Origin of the sequence: Paenibacillus sp. FSL L8-0494 (assembly GCF_038003695.1) — a bacterium.
In the GTDB taxonomy this organism is placed as follows: Bacteria; Bacillota; Bacilli; order Paenibacillales; family Paenibacillaceae; genus Paenibacillus_AQ; species Paenibacillus_AQ odorifer.
The window spans coordinates 751,441-771,359 of record NZ_JBBOPQ010000001.1; the positions used below are offsets into that span (position 1 = coordinate 751,441).

Consider the following 19,919-nt stretch of genomic DNA (forward strand, 5'->3'; position numbering starts at 1 on the left):
TTTTAACAGCTTATATAAGGTGTTGTCATGATATAGTTTCCTCATAATTGCTTCAAATTTGGAGCAAGAAGAGGTGGTGGAGTGATAATGCTGCATATTGGGCTTGATATCGGATCAACTACTGCTAAATTAGTTGTCATAGAGCGGGACATCATTGTTTATCAAGACTATGTAAGACATTATAGCGATATTAAAAAAGCGGCCCTCTCTCTTCTGTCTGATGTACGCGACAGATTCCCAGAGAGGGGAGCTAGGCTTACTGTAAGCGGTTCCTCGGGTTTGTCTTTATCCAAATTAGGTGGAGTTCCCTTTATTCAGGAGGTGATAGCCTGCACGAAGGCGATCAGTGCGCTGATCCCGGAATGTGACACGGCGATTGAACTGGGTGGAGAGGACGCTAAGATAATATATCTTCGGGGCGGCATTGAGCAGCGTATGAATACAGCCTGCGCGGGCGGAACGGGAGCGTTCATCGATCAGATGGCAGCGCTGCTGCAGACCGATCCGGCAGGCTTAAATGTTTTGGCGGAGAAGCATGAGCGAATCTATCCCATAGCTTCACGCTGTGGTGTATTTGCCAAAAGCGATGTACAGCCGCTGCTTAATGAAGGAGCACGTCGGGAGGATGTGGCGGCTTCGATCTTCCAGAGTATCGTTAATCAGACGATTAGCGGTCTTGCTTGTGGACGTCCGATTCGAGGACGGGTGGCTTTTCTTGGCGGCCCGCTGACCTTCCTGCCTGCCTTGCGGCAGCGTTTTGCGGAAACGCTGGAGCTGGCGGAGGAGGATATCCTGTTCCCGGAACGCTCACAGTATTTCGTGGCGATTGGAGCTGCGCTCTCCGATGCTGATCCAGTCGTATTGCCACTTTCAAGCTGGATCACGCGAATTGCGGCAGTTGATTTTACTGCGGATCGAGCTGCGGATGCTGAATTGCCGCCGCTTTTTGAGAATGCCGCCGAGCTTGCAGAATTTCGGCTTCGTCACGGCAAAGCCTCTGCAGCGAGATCAGATTTAGCCTTATATCGTGGACCCTGTTATCTAGGGATTGATGCCGGCTCAACTACAACTAAACTCGTGTTAACCGGTTCCGCTGACGAAATTCTCTATACCTTTTATGGCAGCAACAAAGGCAACCCGCTGCATTCGGTCAGCGATGCACTGAAGGAGATCTACCGGGTTCTGCCTGAAGGCTGCCACATTGCAGGCTCATATGTGACAGGGTACGGTGAGGGGTTAATCAAGGCCGCTCTGCGGACGGATGGCGGAGAAGTAGAGACTGTTGCACACTACAAGGCAGCTTCCAAGTTCATGCCAGAAGTAGATTTCATACTGGATATCGGTGGTCAGGACATGAAGTGCATTAAGATCCGTGGCGGTGCTATCGACAGCCTTATGCTCAATGAAGCCTGTTCAGCGGGGTGTGGCTCTTTTCTGGAGAGCTTTGCCTCTGCCCTGGGACTTGGCATCGAGGAATTTGCTAAGACTGCACTCGAAGCGACTCAGCCTGTTAATTTGGGCTCGCGCTGCACGGTATTTATGAACTCTAAGGTTAAGCAGGTTCAGAAGGAGGGCGCGTCATTAGCGGATTTATCGGCGGGTCTTGCCTACTCTGTGATCAAGAATGCTCTGCAAAAGGTAATTAAAATCCGCAATCCGGAGGACTTAGGGCGAAATATCATCGTTCAGGGCGGTACCTTCTATAATGAAGCTGTATTGCGTGCCTTTGAGTCCTTAACGGGGCGAACGGTGGTTAGACCGGATATAGCTGGCGTAATGGGAGCTTATGGCTGTGCACTGATTGCGCGTGAGCAAGCCGGGGTTAACGGATCCAGTACGCTGCTTGGACCAGAGGAGCTTGCCAGCTTTAAATATGAGGTCTCCTCAGGCCGCTGTGGCCGCTGTGGGAATAACTGTGCGCTGACGATCAGTCGTTTTCCGGATAAGAGCTTTTATGTGACCGGCAATCGCTGCGAACGTGGCGCAGGAGTCAAAAAAGAGAAAAATGTCCTGCCGAATCTGATGCAGTATAAATATGAACGGTTTTTTGAATACGAGAGTTTACCGGAAACAGGGGCATGGCGGGGGACCGTCGGGATTCCGCGCACCATGAATATGTTTGAGAATTACCCGTTCTGGCACACTTTTTTCACCAAACTTGGCTATCGGGTGATTCTCTCCCCTAAATCCAGCAAGAAGCTTTTCGAAAGCGGAATGGATACAATTCCTTCAGAATCGATATGTTATCCTGCGAAGATGGCACATGGACATGTGCAAAGCCTGATCGGTAAAGGTGTCGATTTTATTTTTTATCCAGCGGTGGTGTATGAGAAAAAAGAAGATGAAGCCGCGGATAATCACTTCAATTGTCCAGTGGTCGCCTCGTACCCCGAAGTCATTCGCAACAATATGGATGGGTTAAAGGACAATGGAATCAAGCTTGTCAGTCCATTCCTGACCTTTGATGATATTTCTGCGCTGACCAAAGGACTGGTGAAGACATTTACCAGCATTCCGCGAGATGAGATTACGTCCGCGGTGCAGGCGGGACTTACAGAGGCTGATAACGCCAAAAGTGATGTGCGTACTAAAGGTGAGGAGACCCTTGTGTATCTAGCTGATACTGGAACCAAAGGAATCCTGCTCTGCGGGCACCCTTATCATGCCGATCCTGAGATTAATCACGGGATAGCGGATATGATAACCGGGATGGGACTCGCCGTGCTGACAGAAGATTCTGTCTGCCATCTGGACCACAGCGAAGGAGATGTGGCTGTTGTGAATCAGTGGACCTACCATGCCCGGATGTACCGTGCAGCCCGCCTTGCTGCAGTCCGCTCGGATCTGGAGCTTGTTCAATTGACTTCCTTCGGCTGTGGGATCGATGCGATCACTTGTGATGCCGTACAGGATATTATGGAAAGACATAACAAGGTATATACATTGATCAAAATCGATGAGATCAGCAATCTTGGTGCAGCGCGCATTCGGCTTCGTTCATTGCTGGCGGCAATGCGTGAGCGTGAAAAAGGTAAGGTAGTGCCGCAAAAGCCGCCAAAAGTGCAGGCTAATGTGTTATTTACGAAGGAAATGAAAGAGACCTATACCATCCTTGCACCACAGATGTCGCCTATTCATTTTGAATTGTTTGAGCAGGTTTTTCGCGATGCCGGGTACCGTCTGAAGATACTTGAAACTACCGGACCCGAAGAGACAGAAGAAGGTCTGAGATATGTTAATAATGATGCGTGTTATCCGGCAATTGTGACGATTGGCCAGATTCTGTCGGCGCTGAAGAGTGGGGAATATGATCCGGATCGTACTGCTGTGATTATGTCACAAACGGGTGGCGGCTGCCGGGCTACGAATTATATTTCTTTGCTCCGCAAAGCCTTAAAGGATTCAGACCTTGAACAAATTCCGGTGATTTCACTCAATGCTTCAGGGATGGAGAATCAGCCGGGTTTCCGTATTAGTCTTAAGCTGGCGAATCGGTTGATAGCTGCCGCTTGTTATGGTGATCTTATGATGCGGATGTTAAATCACTTTAGGCCGCATGAGGTTGTTCCAGGAAGTGCGGAAGTTCTTTTCCGCAAAGGGATGGAGCGTTGCAAGGCAAGCTTATCCAACTTTTCATTCCGAGAATACAAACGCCTGATTCGTGAGATTGTTGCAGAGTTCTGCAAGCTGCCCGTTACGGGTATTGCTAAACCAAGAGTGGGCATTGTCGGTGAGATCCTGATCAAATTCCATCCGGATGCCAATAACCGCATTATAGAGATGATCGAGGCAGAGGGCGGGGAGGCGGTAATGCCGGACTTCCTGGATTTCATTTTCTATTGTGTATATAATCCGATCTACAAAGCTGAGCAATTCGGCAAAAGCAAACGGCTCGGCTATATCAATCCCATGCTGATCTCTTATCTGGAAATTTACCGTAAGCCGATTAAGGTTGCCCTTGAGGATGCGGGGTTAGCTAAAGGACGGGAGAATATTTATGGTCTTGCCGAGAAGGCCAGCCGACTGGTGTCCGTAGGAAATCAGATGGGTGAGGGCTGGTTTTTAACCGCAGAAATGATGGATTTGTTGGATAATGGTGTGAACAACATTGCCTGTATTCAACCGTTCGCGTGCCTGCCCAACCATATCACCGGGCGTGGGATGATTAAAGGTCTTAAGGAATTATATCCGGGTGCAAATATCGTGGCGATTGACTATGATGCTGGAGTCAGCGTCGTCAACCAAGCGAATCGGATCAAGCTGATGATGTCGATTGCCAGCAGCCAGGAAGAGACTAAGCCGTCTAATTTAAAACTGCCGGATAAGCCTCAACAGCAGACTTTACCTGAAAGTTCATACAGCTTAACCTGAGCATTGTTCAGACGAAAAAGCGGACCAAGGATCTACCTTGGTTCGCTTTTTTATGCTTTGTGCACTTATGTATGATTTTCATGTTTTTCCTGCAATATAAAATTACCTTTCAGAAAGTTACAGCAAATTATTGACCGAAATTTAGTTAAGGTGTAAAATAGTACGCATGCGAACTATTAGATGATCTAACTAATTAATTCTTTGGAGGTGAAGATTTGGAAGATAAGGAGCAGCAATTAGATGATATTTTCTCCTCTTTTCGCCGGATTAGCCATGCATTCCAGCAGTTGCTGTGGAAGGATGCCGAAGAGCTGGACATCACACCAACACAGTTAATGGTTCTCCGCAAAATATCTGCAAATCCCGATATTGGCATTACAGATCTTGCCGAGCTATTACATTTGGGGAACAGTGCAGCGAGCGGCGTAGTGGACCGGATGGTGAAAGCCGATTTGATCACAAGACAGCGCTCTGAGGTAGATCGGCGTATATACAACTTGGCGATTACTGAAAAGGGCAGAGAGATCAGGGAAAGAAGTAAGCAATCGCTCAGAAGACACTTACTTCCACTATCCAATATACCTGCCAAGGATGCAGGTGAATTACTTAGGATTCATAACGAAATCATTCAGATCTTAGAGCAGGGGAGAGACAAATAGAATTTATGAGTACAATTACAGGTAACGCTGCAGCGGCAACTAAGGGAATACGTAGAGGACCGATTATTGCAGCGCTCTTAATAGGTGCGTTTGTCGCACTTTTGAACCAAACACTTCTTAATGTGGCATTGCCGAGCATAATGGACGATCTAAAAATCGCTACGAATACGGCACAGTGGCTAACAACGGGATTTATGCTCGTGAACGGTGTGCTGATACCGATTAGTGCATTTCTGGTGGAAAAGTTTACGACCCGCCAGCTATTCATCACCGCGATGTCACTTTTTTCGTTAGGCACACTTGTCTGTGGAATCGGAACAGGCTTTGAAATGATCATGGTCGGCAGAGTCATACAGGCGGTTGGCGCAGGGATTTTGATGCCGTTAATGAATATTGTGTTTCTTCGTATCTTCCCAATTGAAGAGCGGGGGAAAGCGATGGGGCTAATGGCGGTAGCCATGATTTTTGCTCCAGCTGTAGGTCCAACGTTGTCAGGCTGGGTAGTTCAGAACTATTCTTGGCGCGTATTGTTCTTTATCGTTCTTCCGCTGGCCATTCTTTCTACCTTGCTAGGTATGAAAACAATGCAAAATGTAGGGCAAACAACCTCTCCGAAGCTGGATAAAACGGGTGTTATCCTGTCTACCATTGGTTTTGGGGGATTGTTGTACGGCTTCAGTGATGCTGGAACCGATGGTTGGGGAAGTGCAACAGTCATCACCTGCCTCATTGTGGGTGTGATTGCACTGGCTTTATTCGTATGGAGAGAGCTTAAGGCTGAGACACCACTGCTTGAGTTCCGGATTTTCAGATACAATATGTATTCACTCACGACATTAATCAATATCATCATTACGATGGCTTTATATTCGGGTATGATTTTGCTGCCGATTTATTTGCAGACGATCCGTGGTTTTACACCAATGGAGTCCGGTCTTATGCTGTTGCCGGGAGCCATTCTAATGGGAATTATGTCTCCAATCACGGGGATTATATTTGATAAAATCGGGGCAAGATGGCTGTCTGTGGTAGGCCTGATTATTACAGTAATTACGACTTGGCAATTCAGCCAGCTTACAGACAGTACGACGTATACGCATATGATTATTACTTACACGGTTCGGATGTTAGGCATGTCGATGTTATCGATGCCGATTGTAACGGCTGGACTTAACCAGCTGCCACAGCGTTTAAGCTCGCATGGTACAGCAATGTCGAATACGTTGCGGACGGTCGGGGGCGCGCTGGGAATGGCGTTGTTCGTCAGTCTAATGACCAATAAGACGAAGAGCACAATCACTGATACGCTTATGAGCGGAACGGTTTCGTTAAACGATAAAGCAGCCATGCTTAAGCTTACGCAAGAGGCTACAATTAGCGGGGTTACGCATGCCTTTAACATTGCTACCTGGATCACTGTAATTGCTTTGGTATTGGCTTTCTTTATTAAAAAGACTTCACCGCAGCCAGACTTCCTGAAGACGGAGGAAGTGCAGCCACAGCAGGACAATCAATAAAAAACTGGGCTAAAAAAGAATGGAAAAAGGAGCGTCCTACGAACCGTTATGGTTCCTAGGGCGCTTCTTTTTGTTGTGCTGCTATTAGTTAGCTGGAGACACAGCTGCAGGATCGCTCCAGCGTTTCAAATGTGGCAGCTGCTCCGCGAGAAGTTTACGGGCAACATTCTCATCCATTCCTTCTTCGACCATATAGCCTGTACAAATGTCAGCCATTTCTTGCAACGTGATATTAGGCTGTTTGAATGCGCCATTCTCATAGCAGTACACACAGTAATCTTCGATCTTGTTGCCATTCTGGTCCGTTCCAAGCAATTCCGCCGTAGGCATTGGCATCCCACAGCTTTGACAAATTTTAAGATCTCCTTGCTCTACATGTTCATGTCCCATATTTAACACTCCTTTAAAGGTATGCAAGCTCTCGAGCGCCCGCTTTAAGTTCAGTATAGAACAATAAACCTGACGGCATTCCGTCAGGTTTATTGTTAGGTTGTATATTTTGCTGCTATGCCTGCTGCAAGCTGCCCCAGCTTTTGCCGAATATGCGGTGGCTCTAAGACCTCTACATGCATCCCGAAGCTTAGCAGGAAACCATACAGCCATCCATCCTCAGGATAGTTGATGGTAACCTTGTAACCTCCATTACCGTCGGGCAGTAGCTCGGTAGAATCAAACCGCTCTTCCGCTAGATGTTTGCTTTCAGCCTTAAACTGCAAAACGATGGGTGTTGCTGTTGTTACGGTTGATCTCTGATACTCGTTGCTCCAAGGCAGCTCGCTTGCATCCACATCTTTTGCAATAAAAACTTGGGTATTCTTAACGAGCTCTTTCATGCGCAACAGCTTAAACAGACGGAAATCCTGACGATTCAGACAAAATCCATATAAGTACCAGGCTTGCCCCTTCAGCACTAAAGTATAGGGCTCTACCGAACGCTGGCTTGTCTGACCCGCAGCATCCACATAATCAAAGTTTACGGTCACGCTTTCCTCAAGTGCTTCTTTTAGAGTGGCAAGCTTCTCTTCCAGAATACGTTGAAGACCCCATGGGGAGAAGTCGATGATGAGCTGAGTCGTTTTGCTGCGGAAGGCAGCGGATTGGGAGGGCGGGATTACGCTGCTGATCTTTTCCATGAGCAGCGTATGTTCATTTCCTCCATAAGACGAGACGCTCTGCAGAGCCGTGAAAATATCCGCCAGCTCACGATCCGTCAAGACATTGCGGTCCAGCCGGTATCCTTCCATAAGCCCGATCCCACCGTTAGCTCCCTGATAGGTGACGATAGGAATTCCGGCTCCATTAATGCTTTCAATATCACGATAAATCGTGCGCACAGATACCTCGAACATATCGGCTAGCTCCTTCGCCTGAATTAGGCGGCGGTTCATTAGCAGGATAACGATAGAGAGCAATCGATCTATTTTCAAAAGACAATTCCTTCTTTCCCGGAGATTTCCGTGAAGTAATGCTGTATTTCATCTTAGCAAATCCTTGAAAATAAAGCATTGTCATAAATAAATGATTCGATTAATATCTAATTAGATATATGTATAAATAGATGAAATGAGGTTTATTTAATGAATAATCACTCAGCTGTTGCGATGTTTAGGAGTCACAAGGGATATTCACGATTGTTCACAGCCGGCTTGATCAATGGAATTGGTGATCGTTTTACTAGCGTTGCAGTACTGGCGCTGGTTCTGCAGTTGACGGGATCAGGCATGGCGGTGGGGATTTCGTTAGGTGTGAGACTGCTTCCTTATTTATTTCTGGCCCCGCTTGGAGGCATACTTGGCAGTAAAATTCCACGCAAATATATCATGATAGCTACAGATATGCTGAGGGTCCCAGTAGCCTTAGCCTTTTTATGGGTGGATGGGGAGGAGAACCTGTGGTTGTTATATATGGCAAGTTTTTTGCTGGCAGCGGGCGAAGCCATTTACAGCCCTGTTCGTAAGTCCACTATCCCTTTGCTCGTCACCAAAGATTCTCTGCTGACCGTCAACGGACTAGAGCAGTTAATGAGCGGCTGCGTGCTGATCCTTGGGGCGTTCAGTGGAGGGGTGGTGTCGATGTGGTTTGGTCCGGAGGCAGCGTTCATTATGAATGCAGTGTCTTTTTTAATTGCGGCGATGTTAATTTACGGTATCGAGTTTCCACAACATACGGAAATGGCGACGGTGGCTAAGAAGGCTACATATTCTCCTGAGGGGGACTTAGAAAAATCCAATAAAGAAGCACAATACGGTCAACTGCGTGCTCTGGGAATGGTAATTGGCGGAAGCCTAACGTTGCAGGTCATTTTCGGTTATGAGCTGTTGGTGCCGTTGCTAAATGGTCTGGATAATGTACTGATCAGTGTCTATGCGATACAGGTATTTCACGCGGGGGATATTGGAGTAGGGGCATTTTATGCGGCGCTTGGCGTCGGTCTTAGCCTTAGTTTTTTCACCTCACGTTATTTAAAAAAGGGGCTGCTGATTGTAGCCATCGGAGGGCTTTTACTTGAAGGTGTATTATTGATGGGCATCAGTGTCAGCAATCATTTTGCGGCAGCATTAATGTTATACATTCTGCTGTCATTTGCCGGGGGGACGGGGAATGCCTGTCTGGATACGCTTGTTATGCGGGAAACGCCATCTGCTATGCAGACCTTTATGTTTGGACTCCTGTCTGCAGTAGGAAATACGCTGCTGGGGTTATCTATGCTGTTCGCCGGGTGGCTATTAGAAGGGGTGGAACCAAGAATGGTAGGGTTTGCTGGGGGAGCGGGATTTGCCGCAGTTGCGCTTTTGCTTGCAGGATATGCGGGGGTACGCAGCAAGAAAAAACGTACTTAAAAAGGGCGGTGGCTTCACCGTCCCTTGGAAGTTTTTTTAACCTGAGTCTGTAGCTTTATGGCAGCTTTGCGCGGGAACAGGCGGATGCTTATCTTTTTGCGGTAGCGATACAGGATTACAAGGGCAGCTATAGCTACACCGCCGGAGATAATCCATAGTGCATATAACTCGAATAAATGGAAAATACCCATCCACTGCGGACCAAATACCCGTCCTATGCCAAGAAACAGCACTACCCAGAATAATGCTCCACTATAAGCGTAGAGGGCGAATTTACGGAAGGGCAGCGCAACTATACCAGCAAAATAGCCGGTGAAGTGACGAACGCCTGGAATAAAATATCCGATGGAAATAAGGATGCTGCCGTATTTCTCGAACCATTTTTGCGTTTTATCCAGCTTGGCAGGGGAGAACAGCAACCACTTGCCGTATCGCTGGATGAAGGGCATTCCGGCTTTTAATCCGACAAAATAGGTGAGGGTCATCCCGGCGGTGGTCCCTGCAAACGCCACTAGAATCAGCGTTATGAAATCAAGTCTTCCCGTATAGGAAAGGAAACCTGCAAAAGCCATGGTAGTTTCTCCGGGAAACGGCAAGGCAACGAATTCGAGCAGCAATCCAAAAAACAATACGCTATATCCATATTTGCTGAATAATTCTTGTATAAAGTTCAGCATTTCCATAAGATTCTCACTCTCCAAGGGGCAGTTGCCTTATTCTATTTTGAAGCTTGTCTTCATACAATCTACCAAATGGCTTTTGAGCCAATAGAATGCTGGAGGTAGAGAAGATGAAAGGTAACAAAAACACTCACGGCCGCCGAAACTTCATACGCGGATTGCTTGTTATGGTTGTAATCGTCATCGTAATGCTGGGATGGAACGCAGGGGAGAGTGTAGATTCTTGGATGAATCGTTCATTACAGTCCGCAAGCGCGGAGTCTGTCTCTGTTAAGAATAATCTCCCGTTAGTGGCGATGCAAGAATTGCCTCCTAAAGCAGAGTCCATTGTGACTGCTTCTCCAGAAGTTAAATTGAATTCCAGTAAGGCACAAGTATCCAAGGTGTCAACAACATATTCGGCAATCACAGCCGCAAAGAAAGCTTCAAAAACAGTCTATATTACATTTGACGACGGACCGAGTGACAATACCTTCAACGTTCTTGAAATTTTACAGCAGCAAGGTGTGAAGGCGACCTTTTTTGTCCTTGGTAATCAAGCGAAAAGCCATCCAGAGCTAATTAATGCCATATGGGAACAAGGACATGCTATTGGCAATCATACCTATAATCATAATTACCATGATTTATATAGTGGATTCACTGAATTTTGGAGCCAGATTAAAAAGACCGAAGAAATTATTCGGGGCATTACAGGGGTTCGCCCACAACTTATCCGCGCCCCGGGCGGAACCTTTGATCACTTTGATAATACCTACTTCAATTTGTTGAAGCAAGCCGGTTATATCGTTACGGATTGGACGGTGGACAGCGGGGATTCCAAACGCAAAGGGGTACCGGCGTCAGAAATCTTAAAAGAGTCAACCGCGGATCTGAAGTCCTCTCGGGTTATTCTGCTGCTGCATGATGGCGGCGGCCATCAGGAGAGTGTTAAAGCACTGCCTGATATTATTGCGCGTTATAAGGCTGCTGGATACAGCTTTGGCCTTTTAGATGAGACGGTGGAGCCTGTACAATTCAGAGTCTCCTCAAAAGCCAATAGCTTGGGCAGAGTGAAACCTTCGGAAGCTTGGATCACCTCGAATATCATACCGAATGCAGAGCTGTTTGCGCCCGGCAAACCTTTGGTGCTGGAGGTTGGAAAGCTGGAGACGAAGCTGGCGCCAGGTGAATATACTCTGCAAAAAGGAAAATATATGGTGCCACTTCGCGCTGTGATCGAACGGCTGGGAGGGCAGATTAGCTGGGATGCGGGCAGTCGCAGTGGAAGGATTGCCTGGAACGGCAAAGATATCATCGCGGATGTGGCGAACAAGGAACTCCTTTTAAATCTTCCTGATCATGTTCAAAAGATAAACGGTGCCAGTGTGGAGATGATTGGCGGTTCTATCTGGGTATCGCTGCGTGAGCTGCTGGAGACAGCCGATCATCCTCCTTTAAATATAAGCGTGACGGAAGGTGAGCGCCGGGTAATAGCCTTCTGAGATTTAGCGCTCAGGCAGTTTTTCTAAAAGAAAAAAACAATGTCTGGGCACCCTTTTTCATGGGAAGAATAGATAGTAATAAGTTCCTCAGCTGGGAACAAGTCTAGACCCAAAGGAAGGGTGTTCGTTCCATTGTCCTCTTCAAAAAAAGTAGAGCACAAATTAAATAACAAGACTGAAAGAGTTAGAAGCTTCTCCTATCCGCGTAGCCGTAGTGCATTGGCTGAATGGTTGCGGGTGCTGACTGTGGCTGGAATTATAGGTGTTTTATATGCATGGCGCGGAGGCGCATCACTCTTATTTCTGCTGATCGCTGTAGGCGTTATCATGGTTGGCGGACTTATCGTTCAACTTTCAGGTCCACGGGCGATAAAGATTGAACGTACAATCACTCCTGTAAGACCGATAGCTGGAAATACACTGCTTGTGAAGGTGCGGGTGAATTTCTCTGCCCGGCTTCCACTGCCATGGCTGACTATCGCTGATTTTTGGGGGGACAGAGGACATCACAAGCTACTGTTTCCGGGATTCAGACGCTCTTTTGAATACACCTACATTCTTGAGAATATGCCACGCGGACATCATCATTTGCAGGGCTGTAGAGTAACCTGGGGAGATTTGCCCGGCTGGTTCACAGGCCGATCTGAGCCTGCTGAAGAGCATAGCGTTAAAGTGCTGCCAGCCCCCCTATATTATGGCGGAGCAGTCCCGGACAGCGGCTTTATTAGCGGTGATTCTCTCTATTCTAGAAGGGGAAGAAGCAGCAATGATGAGACCATGGAATCGCGGGAATATGAGCCCGGTGATCCACTTAGCCGAATCCATTGGAAGAACAGTGCCCGGCTTGGGAATCTGCAGAGCAAAGTTCCAGAGCGTGAAAAGGCAAAAATGAGCTGTATCGTGTTGGCTAATGATCCAAAAAGCTATGAGATTCCAGCCAATGCACTTACACCTCGTGGCAGTCGGGAAGAGCAGCCACCGGTATTTGAGAAGGCGGTGTCAACGGCGATGGGGCTGATGCTCTTTGCTGAGCAGTCAGGTGCTTATGTCCAGTTATTCAGCGGAGGCTGGCCAGAAGGAATGGCTAGGCATGAAGGACTGGGCAAAATCCCAGGGAGAGTGCTGGATATTCTAACTGATATTTCTCCGAATGGAACAAGAACCCTGTCCGAGCTGTTGGAGGATGCTTCTAGAGGCTGGATTCCGGGAATGACCGTTGCTATAGTGACCGGAAGATTAGAGGAACAATCTGCTAAGGTTATCGCTAAATTCTTAGTGCAAGGTGTAAAAGTTGAGCTCTATTATGCTTGGGATCAGCCAGCTCCGGTGCCTGCGGAGGTAACGCTGCAGGAGATCCGCCAGCCTGTGCGGGGAACGGTCGGAGATAGTCTGGGTCGTCTTGGAGCACGGATGTTTTGTCTGGATGATGCATTGCCAGCTTACAGGCTCAGGGAGGTAGAGTACCATGAATCATCCGGAAAACCAACGCTACGGTAAGCGGATACCGGGTGACACAAGCTTCTCTATGAATGGGCAAAGTAGGATGGGACCAAAGCAGCTCCATTTGGAAAAACTGGAGAACAGTCATGCCGGTAAACAGAGAAAAATACCTCTGTATTATCGCATGCTGTTCTCTTTGGCTATTTTGGGGCTATTTTTAGAATGGCTGCTCCCTTTATATAGAACGACTTCATTGGAAGATACTGCTAGATTGCTGCAGATTCTGATGATTTCTGCTGCCGTGCTGTTGATGTGGGGAATCCTTCAGATTCCCGGGTGGCTATTGCTAAGTATCCAATGTTTGATGATCGGCACGGCTTGGCTATATCTATGCAGTGAGAGCGTAGGGACAGGATGGTTGGGCATTTATGCAGTAGAAATTCCAAATGATCTGATTTTGCTCTTTTCAGGGCATGTTTCTCAGCTTAGCGAGATCAGCAGACTTTTGATTTTGATTGTTGGTTGGGGGCTGCTGGTATCTTCGGTGCAGCAGCTTGCACTTTTCAGAGGAAGCACGCTGCTGTTTACAGCGGTGACCCTCATTTATCTATTGGTTCTGGATATTGGCTTTGGCGTTAATACGACAACGGATGTTGTAATATCAGTGGGGCTTATTGTATGGATGCAAGCAATGAGCGGTTTGCTCCGTCTGCGGGAACGGGTGGGCAGCATTCACCTGCCGTATGCCCGATGGGGAGTTTTGGCATTAGCGGCTGCCATATTCGTAATGATGACAGCATGGTTCGGTGGGCAGGTATATGAAGTACGACCGCCTACCCAAACTACACTCCAGTCAACCTTTGAAAAGCTGCAGGAATGGGCTTCGGGCCATATGCCGGAAGATAATGAGGCTATACCTGCAGGAACAACAGGGTATAGTACAAATGATGGAGAACTGGGTGCTCCATTGTCACGAAATACCGAGCCAGTCTTCACAGCATTGACCAGCCTGCGTACCTATTGGCGCGGGGAGAGCATTGCCTATTATGACGGACGCCGTTGGATCAGAGGTGGTGAGGAATTTACTCCGCTTAACTTGTCCGGCCTGCCTCAGATTCCGGCGACGGTAACTACTACTAATGGTGGACGGACTTTACAACAGCGGATACAATTTGCCAGCCCTTCTTCCGGAGGAATTCCTGTATTCAATGCGGGCACCATAACGGATGTTGAGACAGTTCAACTATCTAATGGCAGCCAGCTTGGTTATGTTCTGGCGAATAAGGACAGGGATACCTTTCGTCTGCCAGATTCGGCGGGTTCAACTCGGATCACTGAGTATATAGTTGATTCTATACTTCCCGAGAGTAATCCAGTACTGCTGCGCGGGTTGGGTGATGCTGATCCTCAAGAAATAAAGAACAAATATTTGCAGCTGCCTGATTTATTACCTGAGCGAGTGAAAGCTCTGGCAGAGAAGCTCACAGCTTCCTCGGGTAACCGATATGACTCCGCAACCGCCATTCGGGATTATTTGCAAAACGGGTATTCTTACACGCTGGATACCATGGTTCCGCCAGCTGGCGCTGATTTTGTGGATCATTTCCTGTTTGAGACCAAGCAAGGTTATTGTGTGCATTTTGCAACAGCGATGACCGTATTGCTGCGAAGCACAGGCATTCCAGCGCGGTATGTTCAAGGGTACGGACCTGGAACCCAGCAGGAGGAAGCCATGCCGGCGAAGTATTTAGTCACCCAAGGGGATGCGCATGCTTGGGTAGAGGTTTATTTTGCCGGCGCAGGTTGGGTTCCTTTCGATCCGACGCCGGGTCCTGCGCTTGCGGCTGGCTTCCCCGCGCCGGCACGGCCTGCGGCAGCGGCGCTCGCGCCGCAAGCAACGCGCAGCGCGGAACTACCCGCCCTGCCGCTGGCGGGCGGACCCTTTTCAGCGCCGCTGACTGCCGCGGCGCTGCTTCCCGCCGCCGCTTGGCGCTGGCGGCGCAGTCTGGCTCTGCTGCTGGCCGCGCTTCGCGGCAGCAGCTTGAGCCGTGAGAGGCAGCTGCGCGCGGCCTCTCTGGCTTGGCACGGGCTGGCGGAGCGGTTTGGACCGCCGCCGCCCGGCGTTACTGGCAGGGAGTATGTGGACTCCCTGCGGATTTACGATGCCGGACTATACGTGGCCGTCCGGCAGTTCGTCCGCCAGTGGGAGACCCTGGCGTACGCGCCAGCTTCGGCCTCCACAGCCGTGATCTCTGCCCGCGGCAATCCCGTAAACTCCGCTCCCGGCCTTGGCGGCGAACCTGCGGCTTCTGATGCGAATGCGTTTATCCGCGAATGTCTGCTCATTACCTTCCGTTTAACATAAACGGCCAAGAACGCTTAGATCCGCTATCTAATTTATGCCATAGCAAGGAAGGTTCTGCATGAAGTTTTATCACTCTCTGATTATGAGAGGCGTGTCCTCCTTTCCTTGACGATGAGAATTAACCATGAGTATAATGAATCCAATAATCAAGGGAGGCACGTAATGAACAAGCCAAATGAAATTATCGTCGTTCTCGATTTTGGAGGACAATACAACCAACTTATCGCGCGCAGAATTCGGGACCTGGGAGTATACAGCGAACTTTTGCCGTACAATACGCCAGTTGACAAGATTAAAGGACTTTCGCCTAAAGGAATTGTCTTCTCCGGCGGACCTAGCAGTGTATACGCTGAAGATGCACCACACGTAGATCCGGCTATTTATGATCTAGGAGTGCCGATCTTCGGTATTTGTTATGGTATGCAGCTGATGGCTCATCAGCTTGATGGTAAAGTAGAACGTTCAGCTAAACGGGAATATGGTAAAGCTGATGTTGACTTTGCAGAAGGAACTGCTTTAGTTGCAGGATTGGAGAACCGCCAGACTGTATGGATGAGCCACGGTGACCATGTAGTTGAGCTTCCAACAGGCTTCAAGCTGGATGCAGGTACAGAAAGTGCTCCAATTGCAGCAATGAGCAATGCGGAGCGCAAATTGTTCGCTGTGCAATTCCACCCAGAAGTACGTCACTCCGTTCAAGGTAACGAGATGATCTCGAACTTCTTATACCAAGTTTGTGGTTGCGACGGCAAATGGACAATGGAATCGTTTATCGATGAAGCCGTTCAAGATATTCGCAATCAAGTCGGAGATAAAAAAGTACTCTGCGCTCTTAGTGGCGGAGTGGATTCTTCCGTTGTGGCTATGCTTATTCACCGTGCAATTGGAGATCAATTGACTTGTATGTTTATTGACCACGGCCTTCTGCGTAAAGGTGAAGCAGAAAGCGTTATGGAGACTTTCGTAGGCAAATTCGATATTCATGTAGTGAAAATCGATGCACGCGATCGCTTCATGAGCAAACTTGCAGGTGTTGAAGACCCTGAGCAAAAACGTAAAATCATTGGTAACGAGTTTATCTACTGCTTCGACGAAGAGTCAGCTAAGCTCGGAGATTTTTCATTCCTTGCACAAGGTACGCTTTATACGGATATCGTTGAGAGTGGAACAGCTACAGCGCAAACCATTAAATCCCACCACAATGTGGGCGGTCTGCCAGAAGATATGAAATTCAGCTTGATCGAGCCGCTAAACACCTTGTTTAAGGATGAAGTTCGTAAACTCGGTGAAGAGCTGGGCATGCCACGTGCGATCGTATGGCGTCAGCCTTTCCCAGGTCCAGGTCTTGCTATTCGTGTCTTGGGTGAAGTAACAGAGGACAAGCTTACCATCGTTCGTGATTCTGACTACATTCTGCAAGAAGAAATTGCTAAAGCGGGATTAGACCGTGAAATTTGGCAATACTTCACTGCCCTGCCTAACATGAAGAGTGTCGGAGTTATGGGTGATGCTCGTACGTATTCCTACACAGTAGGTGTCCGCGCAGTAACTTCCATCGATGGCATGACCGCTGACTGGGCACGTATCCCATGGGATGTTCTTGAAAAAATCTCTGTACGTATTGTCAACGAAGTTGAGAACGTAAACCGTGTAGTGTATGACATTACTTCGAAACCACCTGCAACGATTGAGTGGGAATAGCATATAGCAATAAGAAACCTGCAGCTCCTTATTTATTAAGGGACTGCAGGTTTTTTTATTAACCGTGAAGCTTGTGACGGACCCTATATAGCAACTTTAGAGAATGTGATAAACTGGGAAAAATAAACTTACAGGAGCCATTAGAATGGGATTCTCACTTATTGGAACACTAATAGCTATGGTTATTCTTGCCCCAAGTTTACTGATGATTAAGTTTCCGCCCGATCATGTTCCCAGCGGTTTAAAAGATGCCGGCATCGTCTACACCCTTTTGGAGAGAGTAGGGCAGTTGGGGTGTATAGCTATTCTTGCGATTTCAAAGGATAACTTCGAAAATGTAGAATTCGGGATCTGGGCTGCACTTATCTTTGTGTTTATCACGATTTATTACGGTTTATGGATTCGTTATATGGTTAAGGGACAGCAATTCAGATTATTATGGGCTCCATTATTGTTTCTTCCGATTCCCATGGCAGTTCTCCCTGTTTGTGCATTTGGATTTGCGGCTATATGGGGCAGATCTTTTTGGTTAGGTATTGCAGTGATTTGTTTAGCTATAGGGCATTTTGCTAATTCTTGGCATAGCTATCAGTATTCCAAAGGCCAATAAGCTAGGGCATGTTGAAACTGTTTTATAGGGAAAAATACCCATTTGATAAGGCTTTTGATAGTTAATAAGCTGCATGATTTAATGGATTTTGGGGTTGAAGTTAAAGATAAAAATGTATGAATTACGAACAATAGAAAAAATAAAGTCGAAAATGTTCGCTTTTTTCATTGACAACTTATGTGATGTCCCCCTAAAATGATAAAGCACAACAACATAATTCTTTCGTATATTTCCGGGAATAGGCCTGGAAGTTTCTACGAGGTCACCGTAATGACCTGGCTACGATTAAGAAGAGCTGAGCAACCCGTATTAGCCTGAATCTAGGGCTATAGTCATGGGTGCTACTCTTTTTTTCGAGCCGGTGTCGATCAGATACCGGCTTTTTGTTGCTGTCAGCCACAACATACCTTAGGGGGAGAACAATTTGAATCGGTTTTTCAAGTTGAAAGAGAACGGCACTACAGTACGTACAGAGATAATGGCCGGCTTGACTACGTTCATGGCTATGGCTTACATCCTGTCGGTTAATCCGAGCACATTAACAGCATTTGGCCGCATCGATATGGGCTGGTACTCTGTATTTCTAGCGACTGCGCTGGCAGCAGGTATTTTCACCATTGCAATGGGCGTGTTTATAAACTTTCCAGTAGCATTGGCACCAGGTATGGGACTTAATGCATACTTTGCTTCCGTAATTTTGTCTTCTGCAACCTCAGAACATCCATTCACTTGGCAAATGGGTCTGACTGCAGTATTTATTTCCGGTTTGATCTTCATCCTGCTCACGGTTACCCGAGTGCGGCAGATCTTACTGACAGCCATTCCTGACAGCTTGAAGCATGCCATTACCGTAGGTATCGGGATGTTCATTACAATCCTTGGGCTTAAGAACAGTGGTTTGATGACGATTGGTGTCGAAGCTGGTAAAGATATTTCCGCCAATACATTCACAGACGTCCTATCCTTTGAAACAATCATTCATATGGGTAGTCTAGAGAACACTGATGTACAATTGGTAATTATCGGATTGCTTCTTATTTCCATCCTGATGGTACTGCAAGTTAAAGGTGCGATTTTATTCGGTATCTTGGGTACAACCCTCGCGGGTATACTGATGGGTGTAGTTGATTTTGGCTCATTGTCCAGTCCGACAACCCCTTGGGTGCCTGACCTGACGCAATTGAACTTTTTCGAATTTGACTGGGATGGTATCCTGCACACCGGTATTGTTTCAGCAATCGCAACATTCACTTTTGTAGAATTGTTCGATACATTTGGTACACTTGTAGGTACTGCTCAACGCGCTGGTATTATGGACAACCCTGAAGAAGGTAACAAACGTGTAGGTAATGCAATGTTTGTCGATGCTATCGCTGTAGCTGGTGGTGCGGCATTGGGTACTTCCACTACTACTGCTTTTGTAGAAAGCGCGGCAGGTGTTGCTGAAGGTGGACGTACAGGTCTTACAGCTGTAACAACGGGTGTGTGCTTCTTGCTTGCGTTATTCCTTGCACCAATAGTGGCTCTGATCCCTGGATCTGCTACAGCTGCAGCATTGATTGTCGTAGGCGTGCTCATGGCACAATCGATTCGCGAAATTGATTTTCAAGATATGGTTGTTGCGATTCCAGCGTTCCTTACTCTAGTAATCATGCCTTTCACTTATAATATTGCTAATGGTATTTCCTTTGGTATCGTAACTTATGTAATCCTTGCTTGTGTAGCTAACCTTGCTGGCAAGAAAAAATACGATATTCACTGGATGATGTGGGTACTTGCTATTCTGATTATTCTCCGTTATGTATTTCTTGGTAGTGCGGGCTAACTCATATATAGCATACAGATGTGCATTCAAAGGCTCCTTCATAACTGAGGGGGTCCTTTTTTTATATTTTTGTTGGCACTTAACCGTTCAGGCTAGTCTATGTTTCTAGCTTTTCATCATCTATGTTTTAGATTATATTGTTGAAGAGGTGATGTTCAGGACGAGGCAGCCTTGGTGTTAGAGTCCAATTTGTTCCCCACCTTGATCCTGATCTCTGTTTTTTTTGCTCCGGCATTTGCTTTAGCCACTGCGATTCTTCTATTCTATATAAGAGTCTATATAAGAGCCTTGAAGCTTAGGGCGATCCTATGGAATGGAGTATTGTGGATGAAAGGGTTTGCGATCCAGATAAGGTAAACATGCCCTATATTTATATGCTCTTTTATGAGAAAATCAATCCAAATGATTTCTTAGCAACGGTGAAATA

General features: G+C 47.2%; 13 protein-coding genes and 1 riboswitch. Of the genes, 10 read left to right on the forward strand and 3 right to left on the reverse strand.

Features of this window, described 5'->3' with window-relative positions:
* Nucleotides 1-87: 87 nt before the first annotated feature.
* The 3 genes from NYE35_RS03455 to NYE35_RS03465 all read left to right on the forward strand — a co-directional run bounded on the left by NYE35_RS03455 (nt 88) and on the right by NYE35_RS03465 (nt 6,547).
* A complete protein-coding gene (locus tag NYE35_RS03455; protein WP_081384003.1) occupies nt 88-4,371 on the forward strand; it encodes a 2-hydroxyacyl-CoA dehydratase in 4,284 nt (1,427 codons plus the stop codon).
* Between the two features lie 215 nt (nt 4,372-4,586).
* Complete coding sequence (locus tag NYE35_RS03460) at nt 4,587-5,030, forward strand: MarR family winged helix-turn-helix transcriptional regulator (RefSeq protein ID WP_036679864.1); 444 nt, start codon at nt 4,587-4,589, stop codon at nt 5,028-5,030.
* Between the two features lie 5 nt (nt 5,031-5,035).
* Nucleotides 5,036-6,547: a DHA2 family efflux MFS transporter permease subunit gene (locus tag NYE35_RS03465; RefSeq protein WP_036679866.1), complete on the forward strand. Its 1,512-nt coding sequence runs from the start codon at nt 5,036-5,038 to the stop codon at nt 6,545-6,547.
* Between the two features lie 84 nt (nt 6,548-6,631).
* Here the strand turns inward: NYE35_RS03465 and NYE35_RS03470 are convergent, their stop codons facing one another.
* Both NYE35_RS03470 and NYE35_RS03475 read right to left on the reverse strand, forming a co-directional pair.
* A complete protein-coding gene (locus NYE35_RS03470; RefSeq protein ID WP_052096752.1) occupies nt 6,632-6,937 on the reverse strand; it encodes a zinc ribbon domain-containing protein in 306 nt (101 codons plus the stop codon).
* 95 nt (nt 6,938-7,032) lie between these two features.
* The gene (locus tag NYE35_RS03475; RefSeq protein WP_036679868.1) at nt 7,033-7,974 is read right to left on the reverse strand and encodes a helix-turn-helix transcriptional regulator; all 942 of its coding nucleotides are present in this window, start codon (nt 7,972-7,974) and stop codon (nt 7,033-7,035) included.
* A gap of 150 nt (nt 7,975-8,124) precedes the next feature.
* Between NYE35_RS03475 and NYE35_RS03480 the strand changes: the two genes are divergently transcribed.
* Nucleotides 8,125-9,387: an MFS transporter gene (locus NYE35_RS03480; protein WP_341120146.1), complete on the forward strand. Its 1,263-nt coding sequence runs from the start codon at nt 8,125-8,127 to the stop codon at nt 9,385-9,387.
* Between the two features lie 14 nt (nt 9,388-9,401).
* Here the strand turns inward: NYE35_RS03480 and NYE35_RS03485 are convergent, their stop codons facing one another.
* Complete coding sequence (locus NYE35_RS03485) at nt 9,402-10,070, reverse strand: DedA family protein (protein ID WP_076106058.1); 669 nt, start codon at nt 10,068-10,070, stop codon at nt 9,402-9,404.
* A 107-nt stretch (nt 10,071-10,177) separates the two neighbouring features.
* Here NYE35_RS03485 and NYE35_RS03490 point away from each other — a divergent pair, with 107 nt between their 5' ends.
* From NYE35_RS03490 to NYE35_RS03515, 6 genes are all read left to right on the forward strand, one after another.
* Entirely contained in the window at nt 10,178-11,551 is a 1,374-nt protein-coding gene (locus NYE35_RS03490; RefSeq protein WP_341120148.1) for a polysaccharide deacetylase, read from the forward strand.
* A gap of 132 nt (nt 11,552-11,683) precedes the next feature.
* Entirely contained in the window at nt 11,684-13,048 is a 1,365-nt protein-coding gene (locus NYE35_RS03495; protein WP_341120149.1) for a DUF58 domain-containing protein, read from the forward strand.
* The gene (locus NYE35_RS03500) at nt 13,017-15,356 is read left to right on the forward strand and encodes a transglutaminase family protein (RefSeq protein WP_341120151.1); all 2,340 of its coding nucleotides are present in this window, start codon (nt 13,017-13,019) and stop codon (nt 15,354-15,356) included. Before NYE35_RS03495 ends, NYE35_RS03500 begins: the two co-directional genes overlap by 32 nt.
* Nucleotides 15,357-15,518: 162 nt before the next feature.
* Nucleotides 15,519-17,057: a glutamine-hydrolyzing GMP synthase gene (gene guaA, locus NYE35_RS03505; RefSeq protein ID WP_341120153.1), complete on the forward strand. Its 1,539-nt coding sequence runs from the start codon at nt 15,519-15,521 to the stop codon at nt 17,055-17,057.
* A gap of 145 nt (nt 17,058-17,202) precedes the next feature.
* A complete protein-coding gene (locus NYE35_RS03510; protein WP_076106071.1) occupies nt 17,203-17,667 on the forward strand; it encodes a hypothetical protein in 465 nt (154 codons plus the stop codon).
* Nucleotides 17,668-17,869: 202 nt separating this feature from the next.
* Nucleotides 17,870-17,969, forward strand: a riboswitch (purine riboswitch).
* Nucleotides 17,970-18,091: 122 nt separating this feature from the next.
* Entirely contained in the window at nt 18,092-19,492 is a 1,401-nt protein-coding gene (locus tag NYE35_RS03515; protein WP_036679893.1) for an NCS2 family permease, read from the forward strand.
* The last annotated feature ends 427 nt before the right edge of the window (nt 19,493-19,919 follow it).